This is a genomic window from Thalassobaculum sp., from assembly GCF_040219615.1.
Taxonomy (GTDB): Bacteria; Pseudomonadota; Alphaproteobacteria; order Thalassobaculales; family Thalassobaculaceae; genus Thalassobaculum_A.
The window spans coordinates 1-18,235 of record NZ_JAVJSE010000010.1; the positions used below are offsets into that span (position 1 = coordinate 1).

Below are 18,235 nucleotides of genomic sequence, written 5' to 3' on the forward strand. Positions count from 1 at the left end.
ACGCTGCTGCGGGCGGTCGACAAGGACAAGCTGGTGATCGCGCTGAAGGGCGCGTCGGAGGAACTGCGCGACCTGTTCTTCTCGAACATGTCGGAACGCGCCGCCAAGCTGATGCGCGAGGACATGCAGGCGCTCGGGCCGGTCCGGCTCAAGGACGTCGAGGACTCCCAGCAGATGATGGTGCAGTCCGCCAAGGACCTGGCCGACCGCGGCGAGATCGTTCTCGGCAGCACCAGCGGCGACGATCAGATCATCTACTAGCCGGTCGGCCCCTGCAGCACCGCGATCCGGCCAGCACCGCTATCCGGCACGCAGTCGCTCGTACTCGGCCTTGCTGATCTCGCCCCGCAGGAACCGGTCCATCAGGTCCTGCAGCCGGTCCCTGCCGACGCCGGTCGATCCGGCCGATGCCTGGACGACCGTCGGCGACGCCACGCCCGAAGTCTGGTGCAGGCGCTGGTCGGTCGGCGTACGCACGCCGGGCGCGTCGACCGGCGTGCCGGCCTCGCGGACCGCCACCTCGGCCGCGACCCGCTCGGCGTCGGCATCGGCGACGGTCAACGGCCGGGCGGTCCGGCACCGCCCCTTGGCCGCCAGCTGCGCCAGCACCGCGTTGCGCTGCTCCAGCGAGTTCGCCTCGGTGCCGGCGGCGTCCTTGAGATCCATCGCCAGGGCCGCCGGCAGGAACAGGATCAGCGCGGCCGCCCCGACCACGATGTTGCGCTGCTCGGTGTCGGCGACCTCGCGCACCTTGGCGCGCAGCAGGTCGTTGTTGCGCTGGATCTCGGTGTCGACCTCGCGACAGGACATCTCCTTGTCGTTCGGCAGGTAAGCCGATACCGGGACGGCATCGCGTCCGGCACAGCCGGCCATCATCAGGCCGGCGCACGTCAAGGCGCACAGTCGGTTCAAGGGCCCCACTCCCCCCGCATTCATCGCGAATGCAGGGTACCGGCGGGCCGGCAGGCGTACAACCCTGGATCGCGGCGCCGGGCTACAGCACCACGCCGGACTGACCGTCGATCAGATGCATGTGGTTGAGGTCGGCCAGCAGCTGCATCGGCTGGCCGGCCTCGGCCCCGGCCGCCGGGTTGACCCGGCCGCACACCTCGACCCCGTCGATCTGGAAGTAGATCAGGGTCTCCATGCCCATCGGCTCCGTGACCTCGAGCGACACTTCGAAGGTCTCCTGCCCCGGTTCGACGTTGCGGTGGGTCTCGGTGATGTGCTCGGGGCGCAGGCCGAGCTGCAGGTCGCCGCGTCCGGCATTATCGCGGTAGCGTGCGGTACGCTCGGCCGGAACCGGAAAGGCGTGGCCACCCGGCAGCACGATGCGCAGCCCGCCGGACGCCTCCTCCAACCGGCACGGCACGAAGTTCATGGCCGGCGAGCCGATGAAGCCGGCCACGAACTTGGTCCGCGGATGGTGGTACAGCTCGTTCGGCGTGCCGACCTGCTCGATCAGACCGGCGTTCATGACGACCACCCGGTCGGCCAGGGTCATCGCCTCGACCTGATCGTGGGTGACGTAGACGGTGGTGGTCCGGACCTTCTGGTGCACCTTCTTGATCTCGGTGCGCATCTGCACGCGCAGCTTGGCGTCGAGGTTGGACAGCGGCTCGTCGAACACGAACACCTTCGGGTCGCGCACGATCGCCCGGCCCATGGCGACGCGCTGGCGCTGGCCGCCGGACAGCTGTTTCGGCTTGCGGTTCAGCAGCTCGGTGATGTCGAGAATCCGGGCGGCATTCTCGACCCGCTGGCGGATCTCGTCCTTGGGCACCCGCTTCAGCCGCAGCCCGAACGACATGTTCTCGAACACGGTCATGTGCGGGTACAGCGCGTAGTTCTGGAACACCATCGCGATGTCGCGGTCCTTGGGCGGCACGTCGTTCACCACGTGGCCGCCGATCACGATGTCGCCGCCGGTGATGTCCTCGAGCCCGGCGATCATGCGCAGGGTCGTGCTCTTGCCGCAGCCGGACGGGCCGACCAGGACCACGAACTCCTTGTCGGCGATGTCGAGGTCGATGCCCCGCACGGCGGGCGTCTCGTCGTAGTTCTTGACGATCTTGTTCAGCGTCACCTGGGCCATGCGTGTTCTCCGAGGGATGGATCGGGATCGGACGGCGGACGGCGGGCCGCGGACACGGTCAGCCCTTGGTGGCGCCGGCGGTCAGGCCGGCGATGTAGTAGTCCATCAGGAAGGCGTAGATGACGAGCGGCGGCGCCGCCGCGATCAGCGCGCCGGTCATGATCTGCCCCCAGTTGTAGACGTCGCCCTTGATCAGAGTGGTTACGATCCCGACCGGCAGCACCAGCTGGTCGGTCGAGGTCGTGAAGGCGAGCGGATACAGGAACTGCGCCCAGGACACCGTGAAGGCGAAGATCGTCGCCGCGATGATCCCCGGCAGGGCCACCGGGATGAAGATCTTGGTCAGGGTCTGCATGTAGGTGGCGCCGTCGATCAGCGCCGCCTCGTCCAGCTCCTTCGGGATGCTGGCGAAGTAGCCGATCATGATCCAGGTGCAGAACGGCACGGTCAGGGTCGGGTAGACCAGCAGCAGCACGTACCACTTGTTCAGCAGCTGGATGCCGGTGAACTGGTGGACCACCGCGAACATCTTGAACAGCGGGATGAACAGCAGGGTCTCGGGGATCAGGTAGCAGAGGAAGATCCCGGTCGCGAGCGTCGCAGACCCCCAGAACCGCATGCGCGACAGCGCGAACGCCGCCATCACGCTGACGATCATGGTCACCGAGACCACGATCACCGAGACCATCGCCGAGTTCAGGATGAAGGTCAGGAACTCGGTCGAGGTCAGCAGCGTCTGGTAGTTCATCAGGGTCGGGTCGAACACCCACCAGGGGTTCCGCGCGCCGGCGATCTCGGTGCTCGACTTGAGCGACGTGATGAACATGTAGACCGGCGGGGTCAGGAAGAAGATCACGAACAGCATCAGGAAGAAGTACGACCAGAACAGCGCCCGCCGGCGGTCCCGGCTCATGCTGCCCTGGTGGACGGGCCGGGTCGGCCCGCCCCGGTCGGATCCGTTCTTGTCGAAGGTTGCGGTCGCCGTCACGCCTCGTTCCCCCGCTTGGTGATGTCACGCAGGATGAAGACCGCCGAGATCCCCAGGATCGGCACCATGAACAGCGATACCGCCGCGCCCAGCGGGATGTCGCCGCCCTGGATGCCGAGCAGGAAGGAGTAGGTGGCGAAGACGTGGGTCGAGTCGATCGGTCCGCCGGCGGTCAGCACGCGGACGATGTCGAAGTTCGCGAAGGTGACGATCAGCGAGAACATCACGGTGATCGAGATGATGTTCCGCATCATCGGCAGGGTGATGTACCAGAGCCGCTGCCACCAGTTGGCGCCGTCGATCGCGGCCGCCTCGTAGAGCTGGTCGGGCACCGACTTCAGGGCCGCCAGGTACATGATCATGAAGAACGGCGCGCCGAACCAGACGTTGACCAGGATCACGCTGAACCGCGCCCAGTAAGGGTTGCCGAGGAACGGCACCGGGTCGATCCCCATATGCACCAGCAGCCAGTTGATGGCGCTGTAGGACGGGTCGAACAGCCAGAACCAGGCGAGCGTCGACATCGCCGGCGGGATCACCCAGGGCACCAGCAGCATGCCGCGCCACTTGCGTTGCCCCTTGGTCGGAATGGCGTGGATGAAATGCGCCACGAAGAAGCCGATCAGCGCCTTGAACACCACCGCGCTGATCGCGAAGACGCAGGACTGCTGCACCACCATCCAGAAGGTTTCGCGCTTGAACAGGAAGAGGAAGTTCCCGAAGCCGACGAACTTGGTCATCGACTTGCTGAGGGTGGCCAGGTGGACGGCGTAGAACGCCGGGTACACGACCAGCGACGCGATGATCAGGATCAGCGGCAGCGTCAGCAGGAACGCGATCGTGGACTTGCGCTGCATCAGCCGCTTCAGGCTGGATCGCGGGCGCGCCGCAGCATCGGCATAGCCGCCGGTCTTCGTCGCGGTATCGACCATGGTGTCGCTCCTCGTGCGGGGTCGCGGGGCCGGGGATGCGGCGCCGCGTCCGGCGCGGCGCCGCCCCCACCCCCCGATCAGCCGGACCGGATCAGGTCCGGCTGTAGCCCTCGAGCTCGGACTCGGCCCAGGACAGCACGCTCTCCAGCTTCTCGCCCTGCAGGTAGCGGACCACCATCTTGGTCTGCAGAGCCTGGTTGTAGATCTGGAAGGCGATGTTCGCCGGCGCCGGGGCGCCCGCAATCGACTTGATCTGCTGCAGGTACGGGTCCGGGTAGTGGAACAGCGTGCCCTTCGGCGGCGCTTCCTCGGCCCAGGTGTCGAACTTGGTGAGCTTGGCGAAGGACGGCAGGTCGTAGCCGCCGCTGGCCGCCACCAGCTTGCCGACGTTGTCCGGCGCCGACAGATGGACCAGCAGGTCCTTGGCCGCCGTCTTGTTGCTGCCGAACTCCCAGATGCCCCAGAAATACGGCAGGTACGGGCCGTAGCGCCCGGCCGGGCCCTTCGGCATGCCGTGGGTCCAGCACTGCTCGGCGATCGCCGGCACGTCGCGCTTGGCGACCGCCCAGGCGCTCGGCGGGTTCAGGATCATCGCGCCCTGGCCGGACACCAGGAACTTGTTGTTGGAGGCGTCGTCCCAGGCCGCGGCATCCTTCGGCAGCACCGAGCCGAGCCGCTTCATGTACTCCATGACCTGCCGGACGTTGTCCGACTTCGCATGGAGGTCGCCCTTCTCGTCGACCAGGTTCGCGCCGAACGAGCTGAAGAACGCCCCCACGCCGTCCACCGAGTCGGAGGTCACGCCGAGGCCGATGCCGAACGGGTTGCCGGCGGCGGCGCATTTCTCGGCCGCGGTCACGAAGGTCTCCATGTCCCAGCCGTCGGCCTTCGGCTCGGCACCCGCCGGATACATGGCCTGGACGTCGATCCCGGCATGCTTCTTCAGCAGATCGATGCGCGAGCACGGCCCCTTGAACTGGCTGCCGGTGGTGGCCGGAACCGCGATCCAGTGGCCTTCCTTGCGGCCGAGATACTTCACGGTGTCGTTGACGTCGCCGTTCTGCTTGATCAGCTCGCCCATGATGTCGTCGACGGGCTCGAGCGCGGCAGCCTTGTCGTTCGGCTGCCAGGTCGGCAGCGCCAGGATGTCGTGACCGGAGCGGGCCTGCATCTCGGCGGCGGCCGTCAGAAGGTTCTTCTGACCCTGCGACGTGATGTAGTCGATCTGGACCTCGATCTTGTTCTTGTCCGCCCACTGCTGGCAGATCTTGGTCATGGTGTCGTTCGCGCCGGGCACCCAGTGATCCCAGAAGCCGACGGTAACCTTGCCGGCGGCGTGGGCCCCCCGGACATAGGGCATGGCCAATGCGGCAGCCGTCGCGGCCGTGGTGGCGAGCACCTGGCGACGGCTCAACTTCGCTTTCGTCATGGGATGTTTCCTCCTCTGAGCGGCGTCGCCTTGCGCGGCGCCCGACCGTTCCCTTGGCCGAAACCGACCCTATGAGGCTGATTCCGGTGGGGTTTCTAACGTCATGGTCGCTGATATGTTAGATAACGGATGGCAGAGGGTCCACGGGGAAATTAACCTAGGCCACGACTCGTCGAGATCCGGTGCCGGCGAATGAAATCCGCAGCGTTGACGCGTCGCGGAAATCTACCTAACGTTCGTTAGATGATCGGCATGGCGACAAAGGCGCAGGACACCCGGCAGCGCGTGCTGGACGTGGCGGCGCGGCGGTTCCGCGAGCACGGCTACGCCGGGGTCTCGCTGCGCGACATCGCCGACGAGGCCGGCATGAAGGCGGGCAGCCTGTACTATCACTTCCGTTCCAAGGACGAGATCGTCGCCACCGTGCTCGACATCGGCATCGAGCTGGTCCACGACGCGGTCGAGCGGGCGGTCGCCGGGCTGCCGGCCGAAGCGCCCGCCCGGGCCGTGATCGCAGCCGCGGTCCGCAGCCACCTGCAGACCTTCCTCGCCTATTCCGACTACACCTCGGCCAACGTCCGCATCTTCGGCCAGCTGCCGCCGGAGGTCCGGCGCGCCAACCTGGCCGCCCGGCGGCGCTACGAGGCGCTCTGGGATTCGGTGATCGAGCGCTGCCGCGCCCGCGGCGGCGTCCGGCCCGCCGTCGACACCGCCACCTTCCGGCTGTTCCTGCTCGGCGCCATGAACGCCACCCTGGAATGGTTCGACCCGGCGAAGGGCGACATCGACCGGCTGGCGGACCGCTACGCCGACCTCGCCCTGGACGGGCTTCTCGAGCGCTCGGAGTCCTGACCCTTGGCCACCCTGACCAGCCGCATCGACACCCGCGCCGACAGCTTCCAGGCGAACGCCGCCCGCTACGACGAACTGCTGGCGCGGTTGCGCGACCGCATGGCGACCGCGATCCGCGGCGGCCCGGACCACCTGCGCGCCCGCCATCGCGACCGCGGCAAGCTGCTGGTGCGCGACCGCATCGACCGGCTGCTCGACCCGGACACCCCGTTCCTGGAGCTGTCGCCGCTGGCCGCCTGGGGGCTGTACGGCGGCGACGTGAACAGCGCCGGCATCGTCACCGGGATCGGCACGGTGGCCGGCCAGCCGATCATGATCATCGCCAACGACGCCACCGTGAAGGGCGGCTCGTTCTTCCACGAGACCGTCAAGAAGCACATCCGCGCCCAGGAGATCGCCGAGCAGAACCGCCTGCCCTGCCTGTATCTGGTGGACTGCGGCGGCGCCTACCTGCCGGAGCAGGACCGGGTGTTCCCGGACCGCGACCATTTCGGCAACGCCTTCCACCGGCAGTGCCGGATGTCGGCCATGGGCCTGCCGCAGATCTCGGTGGTATTCGGCGGCTGCACCGCCGGCGGTGCCTACATCCCGGCGCTGTCCGACCAGGTGATCATGGTCGACGGCAATGCCCGCATCCACCTGGGCGGCCCGTCGATCGTCAAGGTCGCGATCAACGAGGACATCGACGGCGAGGCCCTGGGCGGCGCAGCGATGCACACCCGGGTGTCGGGGGTGTCCGACCACCTGGCGGCCGACGAGCCGGCGGCGCTGGCGCTGGCCCGCGACATCGTCGGCGAGATCAACCTGCACCGCACGACCCCGCCGACGCGCCGTCCGAGCCGGCCGCCGCTGCACGACCCGGCCGAGCTGACCGGCATCGTCGGCCTGGACCGCCGGCAGCCCTACGACGTGCGCGAGGTGGTCGCCCGGGTCGTGGACGCCGGCGAGCTGCAGGAGTTCAAGCCGGGATGGGGCGAGACCCTGGTGTGCGGCACCGCCCGCATCCACGGCTATCCGGTCGGCATCCTCGGCAACAACGGGCCGCTGTTCTCGACCGCCTCGCTGAAGGGCGCGCATTTCATCGCGCTGTGCGAGCAGCGCGGCATCCCGCTGCTGTTCCTGCACAACATCACCGGCTTCATGGTCGGCTCGGAGGCCGAGCGCGGCGGCATCGCCAAGAACAGCGCCAAGATGGTGTACGCCATGTCGACCGCCACCGTGCCGAAGCTGTCGGTGATCCTCGGCGGGTCATACGGCGCCGGCAACTACGGCATGTGCGGCCGCGGGTTCCGCCCGCATTTCCTGTTCGCCTGGCCGACCGCCGAGGTCGCCACCATGTCGGCCGACATCGCCTCCAACGTGATGCTGGAGCTGCGCCGCGGGCGCCACGGCGCCGCCGCCGCGGACCCCGCCGAGCTCGCCGGGATCGAGCGCAAGGTCCGCGCCCAGTATGCCGAGCAGAGCGACCCCTACTACGCGACCGCCCGGCTGTGGGACGACGGCATCATCGAGCCGGCGCAGACCCGCGACGTGCTGGGGCTGTGCCTGGAGATCGTCTGCGGGGTGCCGGCCGACCCGCCGCGCCGGACCCCCGTCTACCGCATGTGACCCTTCGCCCGGAGATCCCATGACTTCCTACGAGACCCTCACCGTCGAGACCGACGACCGCGGTGTCGCCCGCGTCACCCTGAACCGGCCGCAGCGCCACAACGCCCTGAACGACACCATGATCGCCGAGCTGCGCCGGGCGGCCGACGCGCTCGGCAACGACGACCGGGTGCGCGTGGTCGTGCTGACCGGCAGCGGCAGCGGCAAGAGCTTCTGCGCCGGCGGCGACATCACCTGGTTCGCCAGGAACCTGGAGCGCTCGCGGGCCGAGCAGATCCACGAGAGCGGCGAGCTGGCGCGCATGCTGCTCGACCTGTACAGCCTGCCGAAGGCGCTGATCGGCCGGATCAACGGCTCGGCCTATGGCGGCGGGGTCGGCATGATCTCGGTCTGCGACGTGGCGGTCGGGGCCCGCGGCGCCCGCTTCGGCCTGACCGAGGTCCGGCTCGGCCTGGTCCCGGCCAACATCTCGCCCTACGTGGTCAAGCGCATCGGTGTCGCCAACAGCCGGGCCACCATGCTGTCCGGCGCGCTGTTCGACGCCGACCGCGCCGCCGCCATCGGCCTGCTGCACGAGGTGGTCGAGCCCAGCGACCTGGACGCCAGGGTCGAGGCGGTGGTGTCCGAGCACCTGCAGGCCGAGCCCGGGGCGGTCGCCGATACCAAGAAGCTGATCGACTTCGTGTCGCGCAACGCCATCGCCGACAGCATGGTCTACACCGCCGACCGGCTGGCCGACGGCTGGGAGAGCGAGGCCGGCCGCACCGGCGTGCGCTGCTTCCTGGACAAGAAGCTGCCGCCCTGGAGATCGCGGACGTGACCGTCGGCTCGGTGCTGATCGCCAACCGCGGCGAGATCGCGGTGCGGATCGTCCGGGCCTGCCGGTCGCTCGGGCTGCGGTCGGTCGCGGTGTACTCCGACGCCGACCGGGGCGCCCGGCACGTGGCGCTGGCCGACGAGGCCGTGCGGATCGGCGGGGCCGCGGCCGGCGAGAGCTATCTCGACATCGAGGCGGTGGTCGCCGCGGCCCGTGCCGCCGGCGCCGACGCGGTTCACCCCGGCTACGGCTTCCTGGCCGAGAACGCGCGGTTCGCGGCGGCCTGCGGCGAGGCCGGCCTGACCTTCGTCGGCCCGACGCCCGAGGTGATCGCGCGCATGGGCTCGAAGATCGCCGCCAAGGCCGCCGCCGAGCAGGCCGGCGTCGCGGTGGTGCCGGGCTATCACGGCGCGGCCCAGGACGACGCGACGCTGGCGGCGGAGGCCGGCCGCATTGGCTTCCCGCTGATGATCAAGGCGAGCGCCGGCGGCGGCGGCCGCGGCATGCGCCGGGTCGACCGCGCCGAGGACTTCCCCGACGCCCTGGCGATGGCCCGCGGCGAGGCCCGCGCCGCCTTCGGCGACGACGCCATGCTGCTGGAACGCTTCGTCGACCGCGGCCGCCATGTCGAGGTTCAGGTGCTGGCCGACCGTCACGGCAACGTCGTGCACCTGTTCGACCGCGACTGCTCGATCCAGCGCAGCAACCAGAAGCTGGTCGAGGAGGCGCCGGCCCCGAACCTGCCGGCGGCCACCCGCCGGGCCATGCTCGACCAGTCGGTAACGCTGGCGCGCCACATCGGCTACCGCGGCGCCGGCACCGTCGAGTTCATCTACGACGCCTCCGCCGACCGGGCCTGGTTCCTGGAGATGAACACCCGCCTGCAGGTCGAGCACCCGGTCACCGAGATGGTCACCGGCATCGACCTGGTCGCCTGGCAGCTGCGGATCGCGGCCGGCGAGAAACTGGGCTTCGGCCAGGACGACCTGCGCTGCACCGGCCACGCCGTCGAGGCCCGGATCGCCGCCGAGGACCCGGCCGCCGGCTACCGGCCGCAGACCGGCACCGTGGTCGGCTACGACGAGCCGTCCGGCGACGGCATCCGGGTCGACAGCGGCATCGCCGCCGGGTCCGTCGTGACGCCCTACTACGACTCGATGCTGGCCAAGGTGATCGCCCACGGCCCCGACCGGGAGGCGGCGCGGCGGCGGCTGCGGACGGCCCTGTCCGACCTTCGGGTCGACGGGGTGCGGACCAACCGGGCGTTCCTGGCCGAGGTGCTGGACCTGGCGGCGTTCCGGGACGGGAGGCACGACACCGGCCTGCTCGCCGAGGCGTTCCCCGGCGGCTGGACGGCGCCGGCGGTCACCGGCCGCGCCCTGGGAGAGGCGGCGCTGGCGTACTGCCTGGCCGGCGCGGCGACGAACGGGCCGGGCGCGCCGCCCTCGCGGGCCCTCGGCGCCTGGCGGGTGACCGAGCCGGCCGGGCGGCCGGGGTCGAGCCACCTGCAGGTCGCGGTGGACGGCGCCGCGCCACAGACCGTCACCGTCTCCGGCCGCGGACCGGCACGCCGCGTCGAACGCGCCGGCGAGGTCCTGCTCGACGCCGCGGCCCCGGCGCTGGGCGGCGGCGTGCTGGCCTACGAGGAAGCCGGCCGGCGGTACCGGACCCGGCTGACCCTGGCCGCCGATCGGGCCTGGCTGCCGACCGGCGCCGTGGTCGCGTTCCTGGTTCCCGGGACCGGACGGCAGGGCGACCGCGGCGGTGCCGGAAACGACGGCCGGATCCGCGCGCCGATGCCGGGCCGGCTGGTCGAGGTCCGGGTCGCGGTCGGCGACCCAGTGGCGGCCGGCCAGACCGTCGCCGTGGTCGAGGCCATGAAGCTGTTCCAGGAACTGAAGGCGCCGGCCGCCGGCACCGTCGCGGCGGTGCGCGGCCGGGCCGGCGAACCGGTCGACGCCGACACCGTCCTGATCGAGATCGACCTCCCCAGCCAGGAAGCCCCATGACCGACAGCCCGTATTTCGGCGACGAGCACAACGAGCTGCGCCGGCAGATCCGCCGCTTCGTCGAGACCGAGGTCGTCCCGCAGGGCGAGGCGTGGGAGCGCGAGGGCGCGACCCCACGCGAGGTGCTGCGCAGGATGGGCGGGCTCGGCTTCCTCGGCATCCGCTACCCGGAGGCCTACGGCGGCTCGGCCATGGACACCCTGGCGACCATGGTTCTGGCCGAGGAGCTCGGCCGCTCGACCTTCGGCGGCTTCGCGATCACCGTGCTGGTGCACACCGACATGGCGTCGCCGCACCTGGCCAACGCCGGGTCGCCGGAGCAGCAGGAGCGCTGGATGCCGGGGGTCGTCTCCGGCGAGACCATCACCGCGGTGGCGGTGACCGAGCCCGACGCCGGCTCCGACGTCGCCGGCATCCGGACCCACGCCGTGCAGACCCGCGGCGGCTGGCTGCTGAACGGTGCGAAGATGTTCATCACCAACGGCGTCCACGCCGACCTGACCTTCGTCGCCGCCAAGACCGAGGCAGATGAGCCTCGCTCACGGTCGGTCACGATCTTCGCGGTCGAGAAGGGCGCCGAGGGCTTCCGGGTCGGCCGGGCGCTCGACAAGATGGGCTGGCGCAGCTCGGACACCGCCGAGCTCGTGTTCGAGGACTGCTTCGTGCCGGACGCCAACGTGCTGGGCGACGTCCACCGCGGCTTCTACGCGATCATGCGCAATTTCCAGAACGAGCGGCTGGTGCTGGGCGCCCAATGCATCGGCGAGGCCTCGAAGGCGCTGGAGATGACCGTCGACTACGTGCGCCAGCGCAAGGCCTTCGGCGGCACCCTGTGGGACAAGCAGGCGATCCGCCAGCGCCTGTCGCAGCGCCTGGCCGAGGTCGAGGCCGGCCGCCAGCTGCTGTACCACTCGGCCTGGCTCGACGCGCAGGGCCGCGACTGCGTCAAGGAGGTGTCGATGGTGAAGGCCTACTGCGGCGAGCTGGTGAACCGGGTGATGTACGACTGCCAGCAGTTCCACGGCGGCTTCGGCTACATGCGCGAGGCCGCCATCGAGCGCATGACCCGCGACGCCCGCGTCCAGGCGATCGGCGGCGGGGCAACCGAGGTCATGCTGGAGGAGGTGGCGAAGCGGGTGTAGCCGGCTAGAGAATCCGCCAGCTCGCCAGCACGGCCTCGACCGCCCGCCGGCCGGCCTCGTAGGCGTCCGTCGGCGCGGTGTAGTACCAGACCAGGAAGCCACTGTCCGCGGGGCGCACCGCAACCACCATCCATTGCCGGAAACGCCGACCCGCGAGGCTGTAGTCGACCACGAGTTCGTGCGCCGTCGACGGCCCCTGTGTGCCGGGGATCTCCCGGCCCCGATCGACCGGCACCCCGGTGACGTCGGCCGTCGAGTAGAGCTGCGACCACAGGCCGTCGACGGCGTCGGCCAGCGTCCTGTAGGGCCCGCCGTCCCCCGCATGGGACAGGCCCTCGACGCCGACGGTCGGCGTCTCGCCCGGAGGCCCTTCGGCGAGCAGGAACTGAACGATCCCGGGCCGCGGCGTCCGGAAACTCCAGCCGGCGCCGTAGCGGATGGTGTATCCGTCGCGGTCGCCGCCGTAGAGGTTCGGCAACCCGTCACCCGCAGCGGCGGACGAGGTCGCCGCTTGGGGAACGTCGGAACCGCCCGATGCGGGGAGGTCGAGGTAGCGGCCGGAAACGAAGGCCGTCAGGCCGTTCCCGGTGACGACCTGGCGCCAGTCCGCGTCGGCGCGGGCGACCACCGTCACCTCGTCGCCCTTCCGCAGGCGGCCGACGACGGCATGGCCGGTGCCGGGGCCGCTGCGCAGGTTCACCGTGGTCGTGGCCACCATCCGCACCGGCACCGGCAGCTTCTGCACCACGGGTGCCGGCGGCGGCGGCACGACCGCGGGGGCGGGCACGGGCTTCGAGGTCGCGGTCCCGCCGGCGGGCGGACGGGCGTCCGGGGTGGAGAGCCGCTGGCCGGAGACCCGCGAACCGTGCTGGTTCTTGCCCTCGAGGCGCTGGCCGTCGGCCGACAGCACCAGGGTGTCGACGAAGCGGCTGCCCCAGCGCAGCACGAAGGTGCGCGTCTCGGCGTCCTCGCAGGTCCAGACGTTGCCCGGATTGCCGCCTATCGTGCCACCCGGGTCGAGGACCACGGTCGAGCCGGTGAACCATTTCCAGGCGCCGACCACCGAATCGCAGGCCGCCGTGTCGGGAGTCGAGCCGGTCTTCGGCGGCAGCGTCGCCAGCAGCGACGGGACCAGGAACGAGCGCATCACCCGTTCGGCCTCGCCGCCGCGGGCGGCCACGAGATGCGACGGGACGATCCACCAGACGATGTAGCCCTTGCTTCCGAACGCCCCGTAGAACGCGTGCAGGGTGGCGTCGATCCGGCCGCCGGTGCCGTCGTACGGACCACGGTAGACCCCGTAGACGCCGGCCAGTCCGTTCAGGACGTAGGGCCGCAGCGAGGATCGCTGTCCACCAGACAGGATGGTGGTGAGAAGGTTCCCCTCGAATGCCGCATGCACTTCGTCCGACGTCAGCGGCCGGGCGGCATCGATGCTGGTGACGGCGACGGCGACGGCCTCGTCGGGGCTGAGGCCGATTGCGATTCGCCCGCCCTGCTGGTCCTGCCGCTGCACGCGCCAAGCGTCCGGATACTCGACCTGGTAGCCATACTCGGCGTCGCGAGTGGTCCCGGCCGCGGCTCCGGCGCTCCATGCCAGCACGGACGCCAGCACGAAGACTGCCGCCATCCGGCGGGCGCCCCGTTCGCTCGTCAGAGACATCGCTGCCGTCCCCCAGTCGTTCAGCGGAAGGCCAACGCTATGGGCCGCGGCGGAGATGCACACTGACGTACATCAAAGCCCGGGAGACCGGCGGCGGGCAGTCTTCCGGCGGAGAGGGGGGAAGCCATGATCGGTCGCACTGGAATGCACGGACCGGCCCGCCGGCGGAACGCTTCGGTGGTTGCACTGGCACTGGCATGGGTGCTGTTCGCGGTCTGGTCGCCACCGGCGAAGGCCGCGTCCTGGCAGGGCGACGGTCAGCCCGCCGAAATCGCGATGGTCAATGCCATGCTCGGCCGGATCACCGCGGCCTCGGGCGGCGTGAGGACCGAGTTCCAACCGGTCAGGCCGGCCTACAATCAGCCGCTCCGCGCCGTCCACACGGTGGAGAGCTTCGAGGCCCGCGCATTCGCCACGATGCCGCATAGCGCGGGGGTCAGTGCCAAGACCCGTCTGAGCGTCCTCACCTACGAGGCATCCCCGGAGCGGCCGACGGTTCGGCGACCGCCGGAAACAATCGGAAGCACCACGGTCTACATCCTGAACACCGTCGAGATGGGCCGCTTCATCCGCGCCCAGATGGAAGCGGTGTGCGGTCTACACAAGGTCGGCTTCTCCACGGAGATCGACTGGAAAGGCGCGTCGGACCCGGTCGTGCAGGGCCTGCGCACCGCCGACCTGCTCGCCGAGACCCTGGCCGGCGGCAAGGCGTTGCTGCTGGCCGCGTGCGCCGCGACGCCGGCCGCGGCACCGATCAGGCCGACGGTCGCCGCAGCCTGGAACGCTGGCGGCGCCTGGCAACCGTTTCCGGTGCGTCTGGCGCCCGGCGGCAGCGTTGCCGTCCGCTTCACGGTGGCGCCGTCCGAGGGCTATGTCTTGGTCGACCCGGTCGCCTGGGGGACGGCCTCGCGCAAGGGCGGCAAGGTCGCGCCGTCGGAGCCGTTCCAATTCACCGTCGACCTGCCGTCCACCGCCGGCATCTACGGCCTGCACTACAGCGTGAACTTCGGCGACGGGCTCGGCTTCGTGACCGGCGACCTCGCCTTCGACCTGAAGCCCCCGGCGCTCGCCCTCATGAGCGACCGGTACCGTCGCGACCCGGTCGGGAACCCGGCCGCACAGCCGGGCGCCCGGTCCCTGCGCTACCTGCTCTGGCAGAAATACGAGCAGGACATCGACGTCGCGCGCTTCGGCGGCCGCGTCAACGCGCTCACCCACGAACTGCTGCACGATCCGTCCTGGCGCGAGGTCGTCGCCGCGGCCGCCGCGCCGGAGATCGAGCGCATAAAGGCGACGCGAAGCCTGCCGGACACCCCCGGCGCGGAGCGGGCGAAACGCTTCACCAAGGCCTTCGCCAGCTACTGGAAATGGGGCGTCGACGTTCCGGTGAAGATGACCGGCGATGAGCTCGGCAGTCTGGCGCTGAGCATGACCAGCGAGCGCAGCTTCAAGAAGATCGGCCAGCATTTCTGGGCCATCGACGAGGCGGTCGAGTACACCCGCAGCGGCGACATCCTGGGCAAATTCGGGCTGGCCGCGGCGACCATGGAGCTGTGGCTCGGCATGCACGACGCCGTGAACACCTGGGACGTGCAGGAAGCCCAGGCCAAGTTCGGCTTCGGCGTCTTCGACAATGCGCTCGGCGGCGTGATGACCGAGCTCCTGGGGCAGGCAGGCGGTCTGCCGGGCTGGTACGTCAATTTCATGCTCTCCGAGGGACGCGAGATCCTGCTGTCCGAGCACGAGCGCTACTGGAACGCTGCGTTCGCGCGCTGGGCCCACGACCAGCACTGGGTCGGCGGCAACCGAGACCTGGCGGCGCTCGATAAGGTCACCCGGGCGATCCGGTCGGGCATCGGCATCGAAGGAGCGATCCTGGGCGATCTCGAGAAGGCCCTGCGCGACCCGAAGCGGTTCGGCGAGATCTACGCGGTTCGCGGCGAGGATCTGATGCAGGCACGCGGACTCGCCCCGAAATTCGTACGATCCCTGATCTACAGCGAGGAACTGCAGATCGATCCCCTCACCTCCGAGCGGGTCTTTCTGACGCCGAAGCGCTTCTACGCCACCGCCGTCCGCAAGGTGCTGGACGAGGCCCTGGCCAGACGGGCACGCGAGATGGCGCTGATCCTGGTGCGCGGAGAAATGGCGGTCTGGCAGTCCCTGGAGGCGCAACGGTACCGCGGGCGCTTCCGGCTGGTGCGGGCCGACGACCCGGCCGTCGGTGTCGGCGGCCTCCCGGCACGGCGGTTCACCCCGGAGGAGATGGCCGACCAGCCGCGTTGGACCGCCGATCCCGAGGGCTGGATCGACGTCGAGGTGTCGGCGCTGGACTTCACCGAGGCCGAGCAGCTGATGCTGGCGGTCGAGGACGGGTCCGGCGAGCCGAAGGTGTTCTTCACGCAGTTGGCGGACTACCGGCGTGTGACACCTTAGGCCCTCCGCCTATACCGCCCCCGCCGCGATAGCCTGAAGCCCTTCCCGGTAGGTCGGGTAGCTCAGCCGCACCCCGAGTTCGTCGCGTAGCCGGGTGGTGTCCAGCCGCTTGCACTCGGCGTAGAAGCTGCGCGCCATGTCGGACAGCTCGGCGGTGTCGAAGTCGAGCGGCGCCGGCGGCTCGACGCCGATCAGCCCGGCCGCGAACCGGATCGGGTCGCCGGGCGGGCAGGCCTCGTCGTCGGCGACGTTGTAGACGCCGCCGTGCCGCGGCCGCGCCATCCCGGCCAGCAGGATGCTGCCGATGTCGTCGACGTGGATGCGGTTGAACACCTGGCCCGGCTTGTCGATGATCCGCGCCTTGCCGGCCCTGAGCTGCTCGATCGGGTTGCGCCCCGCCCCGGGGCCGTAGATCCCGGCGATCCGGAACACCTGCACCGCGACATCCGTGCCGTCGAACGCCGCGATCCAGGCCCGCTCGGCCGCCGCCCGGCGTTCGCCGCGCACCGAGCCCGGGGTCGGCGCCTCGTCCTCGCGCGCCCAGCCGCCCTGGCGGTCGCCATACACCGCCGGGGTCGAGAGATAGCCGGCCCAGCGCAGGGTCGGGGATGCCCGCATGTCGGCCGCGTGATGCAGCAGCGGCGGCGCGCCCGCGGCCGCCGGCGGGACCGAATCGACCACATGGGTCACCCCGTCGAAGCCGCGCTCGGCCATCGGCGCGCTGCCGTCGAAGACCCGCACGGCCATGCCCTCGGCCGTCGCCAGCGCCGCCGCCTTGGCCGGATCGCGCACCGTGCCGGACACCCGCCAGCCCGCGGCCTTCAGCCGCCGCGCCAGCCTGAGCGCGGTGTAGCCGAGGCCGAAGAAGAACGCATGACCGGCAGCGATGGTCGGTTCCGGCAAAGCGGGCATGGTTGCGGTCCTCCAGCCTCGGGGTCTAGAAAGCAGCATACGGCCCGGGACACGCCAGTCGTGACGGGCGCCCCGAGGGAAACCGAGGGGCCGGATATATCGCAAGCGATATCCGCGACAACCTGGACCGGATGATGACACGGGCGCTCCCCGGTTCATCCCCCCGGCGCGTTGTCCGCGGTCGGAGGGATGGGAATGAGCAAGCTCGGCGTGATGATCTGCGGCCATGGCAGCCGCGACCAGGGGGCGGTGGACGAGTTCGCCGCGGTCGCGCAGCGCCTGAAGGAGCGGCTGGCCGGCCGCTACCCGGTCGACTACGGCTATCTGGAGTTCGCCACCCCGATCATCCGCACCGGGCTCGACGCCCTGCGCGCCCAGGGGGTGACCGAGGTGCTGGCGGTGCCGGGCATGCTGTTCGCCGCCGGCCACGCCAAGAACGACATCCCCTCGGTGCTGAACACCTACGCCGCCGGCCATGACGGCCTGACGATCCGCTACGGCCGCGAGCTCGGCATCGACACCCGCATGCTGCACGCCGCCGGCGAGCGTATCGAGCAGGCGCTTCAGGCCGCCGGCGGCGACGTCAAGCGCGAGGAGACGCTTCTCATGGTGGTCGGCCGCGGCGCCAGCGACCCGGACGCCAACTCCAACGTCGCCAAGGTCATGCGGCTGCTGTGGGAGGGCATGGGCTTCGGCTGGGGCGAGACCTGCTATTCCGGGGTCACCTTCCCGCTGGTCGAGCCGGGTCTGGAGCACGCCGCCCAGCTCGGCTTCAAGCGCATCGTGGTGTTCCCCTACTTCCTGTTCACCGGAGTGCTGGTGCAGCGGATCTACGACGCCACCGACGTGGTCGCCGCCCGCCACCCGGACATCGAGTTCGTGAAGGCGCCGTATCTCAGCGACCACGAGATGGTGCTGCGCACCTTCGAGGCCCGCATCCAGGAGATCCTGGAGGGCACCGGCAACATGAACTGTCAGATGTGCAAGTACCGCGAGCAGGTGCTGGGCTTCGAGGCCGAGACCGGCCTGCCGCAGGAGAGCCACCACCACCATGTCGAGGGCATCGGCAGCGGCGGGCATTCGCACGGGCATGGGCATGGGCACGACCATGGGCACGACCATGGGCACGGCCATCACCATCATGACCATGGCCACGCGCACGGTCATGACCACGGACACGGCCACTCGCACGATCACCATCACCACCCCTACCCGCATGCCGACCACCCGCTCGGGCCGAAGACCCTGAAGACCGAGTACAAGCTCGATCGCGGCGAGGAGTAGGAGGCGGTGGACGCCCGTCGCTTCGTGGGTTCCGGATGCGCTCCGCCTTCGGCGGCCCGCTCCGGAAT

Annotated in this window: 15 protein-coding genes; 8 read left to right on the top strand and 7 right to left on the bottom strand. The window is 70.2% G+C overall.

Annotated elements, in window-relative coordinates:
* Nucleotides 1-261 (top strand): FliG C-terminal domain-containing protein (locus RIC31_RS04710; protein WP_350103612.1); only part of this gene is annotated, 261 nt, incomplete at its 5' end.
* Nucleotides 262-300: 39 nt separating this feature from the next.
* Here the strand turns inward: RIC31_RS04710 and RIC31_RS04715 are convergent.
* The 5 genes from RIC31_RS04715 to RIC31_RS04735 all read right to left on the bottom strand — a co-directional run bounded on the left by RIC31_RS04715 (nt 301) and on the right by RIC31_RS04735 (nt 5,444).
* Nucleotides 301-912: a hypothetical protein gene (locus RIC31_RS04715; RefSeq protein WP_350103614.1), complete on the bottom strand. Its 612-nt coding sequence runs from the start codon at nt 910-912 to the stop codon at nt 301-303.
* A gap of 82 nt (nt 913-994) precedes the next feature.
* On the bottom strand, nt 995-2,095 hold the full coding sequence (locus tag RIC31_RS04720; RefSeq protein WP_350103617.1) for an ABC transporter ATP-binding protein: 1,101 nt from the start codon (nt 2,093-2,095) through the stop codon (nt 995-997).
* Nucleotides 2,096-2,153: 58 nt separating this feature from the next.
* On the bottom strand, nt 2,154-3,083 hold the full coding sequence (locus RIC31_RS04725) for a carbohydrate ABC transporter permease (protein ID WP_350103619.1): 930 nt from the start codon (nt 3,081-3,083) through the stop codon (nt 2,154-2,156).
* Nucleotides 3,080-4,015, bottom strand: a complete 936-nt coding sequence (locus tag RIC31_RS04730) for a carbohydrate ABC transporter permease (RefSeq protein ID WP_350103621.1) — start codon at nt 4,013-4,015, stop codon at nt 3,080-3,082. The genes RIC31_RS04725 and RIC31_RS04730 overlap by 4 nt, the downstream gene beginning before the upstream one ends.
* A gap of 91 nt (nt 4,016-4,106) precedes the next feature.
* Complete coding sequence (locus RIC31_RS04735; RefSeq protein ID WP_350103623.1) at nt 4,107-5,444, bottom strand: ABC transporter substrate-binding protein; 1,338 nt, start codon at nt 5,442-5,444, stop codon at nt 4,107-4,109.
* A 252-nt stretch (nt 5,445-5,696) separates the two neighbouring features.
* Between RIC31_RS04735 and RIC31_RS04740 the strand changes: the two genes are divergently transcribed.
* Genes RIC31_RS04740 through RIC31_RS04760 form a run of 5 tightly spaced genes read left to right on the top strand, consistent with a single transcriptional unit; the run spans nt 5,697 to nt 11,872 of the window.
* Nucleotides 5,697-6,296, top strand: a complete 600-nt coding sequence (locus RIC31_RS04740) for a TetR/AcrR family transcriptional regulator (protein WP_350103626.1) — start codon at nt 5,697-5,699, stop codon at nt 6,294-6,296.
* 3 nt (nt 6,297-6,299) lie between these two features.
* Nucleotides 6,300-7,904, top strand: coding sequence for an acyl-CoA carboxylase subunit beta (locus RIC31_RS04745; protein WP_350103630.1), 1,605 nt, complete (start codon nt 6,300-6,302; stop codon nt 7,902-7,904).
* A 19-nt stretch (nt 7,905-7,923) separates the two neighbouring features.
* Nucleotides 7,924-8,724 (top strand): enoyl-CoA hydratase-related protein, encoded by an 801-nt coding sequence (locus RIC31_RS04750; RefSeq protein ID WP_350103632.1) that lies wholly within the window; start codon nt 7,924-7,926, stop codon nt 8,722-8,724.
* Entirely contained in the window at nt 8,721-10,730 is a 2,010-nt protein-coding gene (locus RIC31_RS04755; protein ID WP_350103634.1) for an acetyl/propionyl/methylcrotonyl-CoA carboxylase subunit alpha, read from the top strand. Before RIC31_RS04750 ends, RIC31_RS04755 begins: the two co-directional genes overlap by 4 nt.
* On the top strand, nt 10,727-11,872 hold the full coding sequence (locus RIC31_RS04760) for an acyl-CoA dehydrogenase family protein (RefSeq protein WP_350103637.1): 1,146 nt from the start codon (nt 10,727-10,729) through the stop codon (nt 11,870-11,872). Before RIC31_RS04755 ends, RIC31_RS04760 begins: the two co-directional genes overlap by 4 nt.
* A 4-nt stretch (nt 11,873-11,876) precedes the next feature.
* Here the strand turns inward: RIC31_RS04760 and RIC31_RS04765 are convergent, their stop codons facing one another.
* Nucleotides 11,877-13,535, bottom strand: a complete 1,659-nt coding sequence (locus RIC31_RS04765) for an SH3 domain-containing protein (protein WP_350103639.1) — start codon at nt 13,533-13,535, stop codon at nt 11,877-11,879.
* Nucleotides 13,536-13,712: 177 nt separating this feature from the next.
* Between RIC31_RS04765 and RIC31_RS04770 the strand changes: the two genes are divergently transcribed.
* Nucleotides 13,713-15,971 carry a hypothetical protein gene (locus tag RIC31_RS04770; protein WP_350103641.1) on the top strand — a complete coding sequence of 753 codons (2,259 nt, stop codon included), beginning with the start codon at nt 13,713-13,715 and terminating at the stop codon, nt 15,969-15,971.
* A 9-nt stretch (nt 15,972-15,980) separates the two neighbouring features.
* Here the strand turns inward: RIC31_RS04770 and RIC31_RS04775 are convergent, their stop codons facing one another.
* Nucleotides 15,981-16,883, bottom strand: a complete 903-nt coding sequence (locus RIC31_RS04775; RefSeq protein WP_350103643.1) for a Rossmann-fold NAD(P)-binding domain-containing protein — start codon at nt 16,881-16,883, stop codon at nt 15,981-15,983.
* A gap of 195 nt (nt 16,884-17,078) precedes the next feature.
* Between RIC31_RS04775 and RIC31_RS04780 the strand changes: the two genes are divergently transcribed.
* Nucleotides 17,079-18,167 (top strand): sirohydrochlorin chelatase, encoded by a 1,089-nt coding sequence (locus RIC31_RS04780; RefSeq protein ID WP_350103646.1) that lies wholly within the window; start codon nt 17,079-17,081, stop codon nt 18,165-18,167.
* The last annotated feature ends 68 nt before the right edge of the window (nt 18,168-18,235 follow it).

Coding starts and splice junctions, on each gene's coding strand:
- RIC31_RS04730 (WP_350103621.1), bottom strand. CDS start 4,015: ATGGTCGATACCGCGACGAAGACCGGCGGCTATGCCGATGCTGCGGCG.
- RIC31_RS04735 (WP_350103623.1), bottom strand. CDS start 5,444: ATGACGAAAGCGAAGTTGAGCCGTCGCCAGGTGCTCGCCACCACGGCC.
- RIC31_RS04720 (WP_350103617.1), bottom strand. CDS start 2,095: ATGGCCCAGGTGACGCTGAACAAGATCGTCAAGAACTACGACGAGACG.
- RIC31_RS04765 (WP_350103639.1), bottom strand. CDS start 13,535: ATGTCTCTGACGAGCGAACGGGGCGCCCGCCGGATGGCGGCAGTCTTC.
- RIC31_RS04760 (WP_350103637.1), top strand. CDS start 10,727: ATGACCGACAGCCCGTATTTCGGCGACGAGCACAACGAGCTGCGCCGG.
- RIC31_RS04750 (WP_350103632.1), top strand. CDS start 7,924: ATGACTTCCTACGAGACCCTCACCGTCGAGACCGACGACCGCGGTGTC.
- RIC31_RS04780 (WP_350103646.1), top strand. CDS start 17,079: ATGAGCAAGCTCGGCGTGATGATCTGCGGCCATGGCAGCCGCGACCAG.
- RIC31_RS04775 (WP_350103643.1), bottom strand. CDS start 16,883: ATGCCCGCTTTGCCGGAACCGACCATCGCTGCCGGTCATGCGTTCTTC.
- RIC31_RS04740 (WP_350103626.1), top strand. CDS start 5,697: ATGGCGACAAAGGCGCAGGACACCCGGCAGCGCGTGCTGGACGTGGCG.